The following is a 6,033-nucleotide window of genomic DNA, read 5'->3' as shown; positions in this document are numbered from 1 at the left end:
CGCAATGAGGTTTCGACTTAACCGTAGCCCTGAGCAGCAGTCGCGCAGCGGCTGCGTCCGTCGAAGGGCGGCCATTTGCGCAATACCGCCCTTCGACTTTCGCCAGTGCTATCGCACTGACGGCTCAGGGCTACGGTTTTTCGAGATATGATGATCCCCCGCCTTTCCGCCAAAGACCGCATGCCTGATACCTTGCGCGGCGCTGTCGTCGCTTTGGGCAATTTTGATGGCTTTCATTTGGGGCATCAGGCGGTCGCAGGCGAAGCCATTGCGCAGGCGAAGGCGGCTGGCTGTCCAGCCATCATCGCGACATTTGACCCGCATCCGGTGCGTTTTTTCGCGCCGCAATCGCCCTGGTTCCGGCTGACGACGCTCGACCAACGGCGGCGGCTTTTCGAGGACGCGGGCGCGGACGCTATGTTAGTGTTTGATTTTGATGCTGAACTTGCGGCGACCAGCGCCGAAGATTTCATCGTCAAATTGCTCATTGAACGGCTTGGGATTTCGGCTGTTGTCACGGGCGAAGACTTCACCTTTGGCAAAGCGCGCGGCGGCAATATCGATGTGCTGCGCGATATGGGTGGCGCGCATGGGCTTTCCTCCACCGCGATGGGCCCAGTGGTCGATGACGCAGGTATCATCTCGTCAAGCCGCGTCCGCACTGCGTTGCAAGACGGCAACTGCGCAACCGCGACAGCCTTGCTCACGCGACCCTTTACCGTCCAAGGCATTGTGCAACATGGTGACAAAAACGGCCGACTTCTGGGTTTTCCTACCGCCAATATCGACATGGGCCATTATCTGCGCCCGCGTTACGGCATTTATGCGGTAAAGGGCCGTTTGCCCGATGGTCGCGTGCTAAACGGCGCGGCAAATCTGGGCATCCGCCCAACCTTTGACCCGCCCAAAGAATTGCTTGAGCCACATTTCTTCGACTTTGCCGAAGATTTATATGACCAGAATATCGAAATCGAATTCCACGCCTTTATTCGTGGGGAGGCGAAGTTTGACAGTCTCGACGCGCTCATGGTGCAGATGGCCAAGGATTGTGACAAGGCTCGCGACATTTTAGTCTGATTTCTAAATGAGAAAGTTCACGCAGAGGCGCGGGGGTCGCGGAGATTTTGCTGTTCCCGTCACCCTGGAGCCGTAGGCATGCAGGGCACACACAAGCTTAGCATGACGGTGTTCGATGGCTCTGCCTTCTCTGCGCCTCTGCGTGAGCCATTTGTACTTTGGTGATGCCTAAGAAAGTTCAGGGTGACGAAATACAATTTCTTGCGCTAAGGGCGCTTCTAATATGACCGAACCTGCTGACTCACCGAAACAAGACTATCGCGATAGCGTCTTCTTGCCCAAAACAGACTTTCCGATGAAGGCTGGCCTTCCGCAGAAGGAGCCGGGCATATTGGCGCGCTGGCAAGAGCAGGATTTCTACGCGAACCTGCGCAACCGCCGCCGTGGGCGCGAGAAGTTCATCCTGCATGACGGCCCGCCTTATGCCAATGGCGACATGCATATTGGTCATGCGTTGAACCATATTCTGAAAGACATGGTTGTCCGCACGCAGACATTGTTGGGCAAGGACGCGCCTTATGTGCCCGGTTGGGATTGTCACGGCCTACCCATTGAGTGGAAGGTTGAGGAGCAATATCGCAAGAAAAAGCTCAACAAGGACGAAGTGCCGCAGCAAGAGTTCCGTGCCGAATGCCGCGCTTATGCGCAGCATTGGGTTGATACGCAGCGCGAACAATTGAAGCGGCTGGGCATCAATGCCGATTGGGACAATCCCTATCTGACGATGGATTTTCAGGCCGAAGCAACGATTGTTGCCGAGCTATTGAAGTTCGCCGAAAGCGGGCAGCTTTATCGTGGCGCAAAGCCCGTGATGTGGTCGCCGGTTGAAAAGACTGCGCTGGCTGAGGCCGAGATTGAATATGAAGATATCGTCTCGACGCAGATCGATGTGGCGTTCCAGATTGTGGAAAGCCCGATTGCGGAACTGGTCGGCGCGCATGCGGTGATCTGGACAACGACGCCTTGGACGATTCCGGTCAATCAGGCGATCGCTTATGGGCCGGATGTTGAGTATGTTCTGTGGGCTGACGCCGTTGGTTCAGCCGAATGGTTAGGCGGCGGGCAATCAATGCCGAATGCTTCTATGCGATACTTGCTCATAGCTGAGCCGCTATTGCTCCAATTTTTAGACCGAAATCAGACCATAGGAGAAGGCCGACCTTCTTCGGCAGGATTGGAATGGTATGGCGATCCAGTGCAGCCATTCAAATGGCGAGGAAAAGGTTCCGACCTCGCCGGAACCACCGTCCGCCATCCCATGGCGCAGTTCTTTTCTTCACCCCTCCCCTTCAGGGGAGGGGTCGGGGGTGGGGTCTCTCCGTCTGGCGCCGCGTTCGCGGAGAAACCCCACCCCAACCCCTCCCCTGAAGGGGAGGGGCTTCTAGGATTGAACCGGGATAGCCCGCTTGCGGAATTCTTCCTGCGCCCCCGCCCAATGCTCGCAGGCGACTTTGTCACTACCGACAGCGGCACCGGGCTTGTCCATATGTCGCCTGACCATGGCGAGGATGATTTCGACCTGTGCAAGGCGAACGGCATTGATCCGGTCTTTGCGGTCGAAGCCGATGGCAAATATCGTGCGGATTGGGCTTGGCTGGGCGGTGAGGGCAGCGTCATCAACCCCAAGTTCAACGCGCCGGACGGTCCGATCTGCACAGCGTTGCGCGAAAGTGGAGGGTTGCTCGCGGCGTCGGCGGATTACAAGCATAGCTATCCGCATAGCTGGCGGTCGAAGGCGAAGGTCATTTACCGCTGCACCCCGCAATGGTTTGTGCCGATGGATACGCAATTATCCCCCCTCCCCTTTAGGGGAGGGGACGGGGGTGGGGTCTCTCCGTCTGGCGCCGCGTTCGCGGAGAAACCCCACCCCAACCCCTCCCCTGAAGGGGAGGGGCTTTCAACATTACGTCAAACCGCTACCTCCGCCATCGCTGCAACGCGCTTCATCCCTGAAAAGGGGCGCAATCGCCTGTCGTCGATGGTCGAAGGCCGCCCCGATTGGGTGCTGTCGCGGCAACGCGCATGGGGCGTGCCGATCACGCTTTTTGTGAAAAAGGGAACCAACCAATATCTCGACGACGCGGGCGTCAATGCCCGCATCATCGCCGGCATCCGCGAAAATGGCGTCGATGGTTGGTCCGACGAACGCGCGCAAGAATATCTGGGCAGCGATTATGCTCTCGCTGATTATGAGCGCGTAACCGACATATTGGATGTGTGGTTCGATTCGGGCTGCACCCATGCCTTTGTGCTTGAAAGCGGGCGCTGGCCTGATCTGTCATGGCCTGCGGATTTGTATCTCGAAGGCAGCGACCAACATCGTGGCTGGTTCCAGTCAAGCCTTTTGCAAAGCTGCGGCACAAGGGGCCGTGCGCCCTATAATGCCGTGCTGACGCATGGCTTTACCATGGACCAAAAGGGCATGAAAATGTCCAAGTCCTTGGGCAACACGATCAACCCGTTGGACCTGATGCGTGACAGCGGCGCGGATATCTTGCGGCTATGGGCGCTGACCGTGGACTTCACCGAGGACCATCGCATTGGCAAGGAAATCCTTGCTGGCGTGTCCGACCAATATCGCAAATTGCGCAACACCTTCCGCTATCTGCTGGGCGCGCTCGATGGGTTTTCCGATGCCGAGAAGGTTGCCGTCGCCGACATGCCAGAGCTGGAGCGCTATATGCTCCATCTGCTGGCGGACATGGATGCGAAGTTGAAGACGGCGGTCAATGACTTCGACTTTAATAGCTATGTCCGGTTGCTGACCGATTTTGCGAATGAAGACCTGTCGGCCTTTTTCTTCGATATCCGTAAAGATTGCCTCTATTGCGATGCCGCGACGGATCCAAAGCGCATGGCGTACCGCACGGTGCTTGACACTTTGTTCCACGCCCTCGTCCGCTACGCCGCGCCCGTGCTGGTGTTTACCAGCGAAGAAGTATGGCAGACGCGCTTCCCCGATGCGGACAGCGTGCATTTTTCGGATTGGCCGGAACTCCCCATCACCCGTCACCCCAGCGAAGGCTGGGGTCCATCACGCCTTGCAACCCAGGGCGGCGTTGGTTCGATAGACGGGATAGGCCCCAGCCTGCGCTGGGGCGACGAGTTGGTTGCCAAGTGGTCTCGTTTAAGAGACGTGCGGCGCACTGTAACAGAAGCGATTGAACCTTACCGACGTGATAAAACAATCGGCTCCAGTTTAGAGGCGCAAGTTAAGGTTCAGTTGTCCCATGCGGATGAAACCGATTTGGCTGAGCTACTTATCGTCTCCAAAGCCGAATTTGAGCAGGTTGATGGTTTGGTTGGCGTTCCTGTGTTCGTCACCAAGACCACCAACCACAAATGCGGTCGCTGTTGGAGGCATCTTCCCGAGGTTGTCGACGACGGCGCATTGTGCGGTCGCTGTGCGGATGTTGTTGGTGGGTAGCACGCTTCTTTGTGCCTTCATGTCTTTGTGCGAACCATCAACTTTATTTGGTTCGCACAAAGGCACAAAGACACAAAGATTCTCCCAATCCCGTCATCCTGGAGCCGAAGGCGTGCAGAGCACAACTGTTTCAGGATCCATCGTGCCCAACAAACCGCCGGTTGCGGATGATAAATGGACCCTGGAACGAAGTGACCATCGGTCAAACAAGTTCAGGGTGACGCTTTGGGGTTTGATAGTGACGATGCAGTTTTGGTAGGTTAGGACGAACCCATGAACCCGAACCCCAAATTCCGCCTTCAGGGCCTCCTGCTCGCCAGCCTCGTGTTTATCGCGGATCAAATGGTGAAATATGCGATGCTTGGGCCGTTGCAGTTGAAAGAACGTGGCGTCATTCACATCGTGTCGTTCTTCGACCTGCGCTACGCCGAAAATCGGGGCGTTTCGATGAGTTTCCTCACCGCGGATAGTGATGGCGAACGCTGGGCACTGGTTGCGCTCACGGCGGTGATTGCGGTCGGCGTAGGCGTGTGGATGTGGCGCGAGAAATTGCGCGGCGACGTGCTGGCTTTGTCATTGGTCTTGGGCGGCGCGCTGGGGAATATCGTTGACCGCGTGCGTTATGGCTATGTTGTGGATTATGCCGATCTGCATTTTGGTGCGTTCCGACCATTTTACATATTCAACTTGGCCGATGCCTGCATTAGCATTGGCGTATTGATATTGCTTGCCCGCGCGTTCCTGATAGGTGACAAGGACGCCGGTCGCGGCCCTGATGTTCAGGAAACTGCAAGCAATGCCGACATAGTGGAGAAGTCATGAAGCGGATATCTATCTTAGCGGCGGCGTCAGTTGCTATTCTTGCGCTTTCGGGCTGCGGAACGACCAGCATCTATGACCGCGAACGCCCTGATGAATTTGCGGTGAGCCGGTCAAAGCCAATTGAGGTTCCCAAGACCTTCACTTTGCCAACGCCGACCCCTAACGCGCCGCGTCCGCAGGATGGCGACACGAAGGAGCAGGTTTTGGACGCCATGTTTGGCGGCACTGCGCCTGCAACGCCTCCTCGCCCGTAACTCGGCCTGAAAATGGATATATTTATGAACACAAAACCTGTTCTTTTTGCGGTTGCCCTGATCACGCTTCCTGTGCTGTCGGGATGTGGGTCAATGGGCAGCATCTTAGGTGGCAATCAAGCGGCTGCGCCGTCGGTTGGCCGCGCTGCGCCCTTGGTGGTTCCGCCTGATTTTGCGCTTGAGCCAACGGCGGTATCGGTCATGCGCCCTGCCCAAGCTGGTCAGGAGCAGATGCTGGAGACTTTGTTTGGCGGGACCGCAACGCGCTCCGCTGCTGAACGCGCGATTTCGACGACGTCTGGCACTGCAGAATTGGGCATTCGTTCATCGGTCGGCGATCCGCAGACCACGACCGTAAACAAGGGCAGCATCACACGCGATATCATCGCCGCCCCAGAAGGCGACGGCCAAACCGCGCAGGCAGTTATTCCGGGTTAAGCCTGCCCCTAACGG

The 6,033-nt window shown here is 57.0% G+C and carries 5 protein-coding genes; all 5 read left to right on the top strand.

From position 1 onward, the window contains the following. Positions 1–147: 147 nt before the first annotated feature. The 5 genes from HEQ34_RS10360 to HEQ34_RS10340 all read left to right on the top strand — a co-directional run bounded on the left by HEQ34_RS10360 (position 148) and on the right by HEQ34_RS10340 (position 6,018). Complete coding sequence (locus tag HEQ34_RS10360) at positions 148–1,077, top strand: bifunctional riboflavin kinase/FAD synthetase (RefSeq protein WP_296200129.1); 930 nt, start codon at positions 148–150, stop codon at positions 1,075–1,077. A 223-nt stretch (positions 1,078–1,300) separates the two neighbouring features. Beyond that, entirely contained in the window at positions 1,301–4,504 is a 3,204-nt protein-coding gene (locus tag HEQ34_RS10355) for an isoleucine--tRNA ligase (RefSeq protein ID WP_296200127.1), read from the top strand. Positions 4,505–4,777: 273 nt separating this feature from the next. Further along, a complete protein-coding gene (gene lspA, locus HEQ34_RS10350; protein ID WP_296200126.1) occupies positions 4,778–5,326 on the top strand; it encodes a signal peptidase II in 549 nt (182 codons plus the stop codon). After that, complete coding sequence (locus HEQ34_RS10345; protein ID WP_296200125.1) at positions 5,323–5,580, top strand: DUF3035 domain-containing protein; 258 nt, start codon at positions 5,323–5,325, stop codon at positions 5,578–5,580. The genes lspA and HEQ34_RS10345 overlap by 4 nt, the downstream gene beginning before the upstream one ends. Positions 5,581–5,604: 24 nt before the next feature. Then, the gene (locus HEQ34_RS10340; protein ID WP_296200124.1) at positions 5,605–6,018 is read left to right on the top strand and encodes a DUF3035 domain-containing protein; all 414 of its coding nucleotides are present in this window, start codon (positions 5,605–5,607) and stop codon (positions 6,016–6,018) included. Positions 6,019–6,033 lie beyond the last annotated feature (15 nt).

Source organism: Sphingorhabdus sp. (assembly GCF_023910635.1).
Lineage (GTDB): Bacteria > Pseudomonadota > Alphaproteobacteria > Sphingomonadales > Sphingomonadaceae > Sphingorhabdus_B.
The sequence above is the reverse complement of the archived record's forward strand: the minus strand, read 5'-3'. Positions and strand labels throughout refer to the sequence as shown.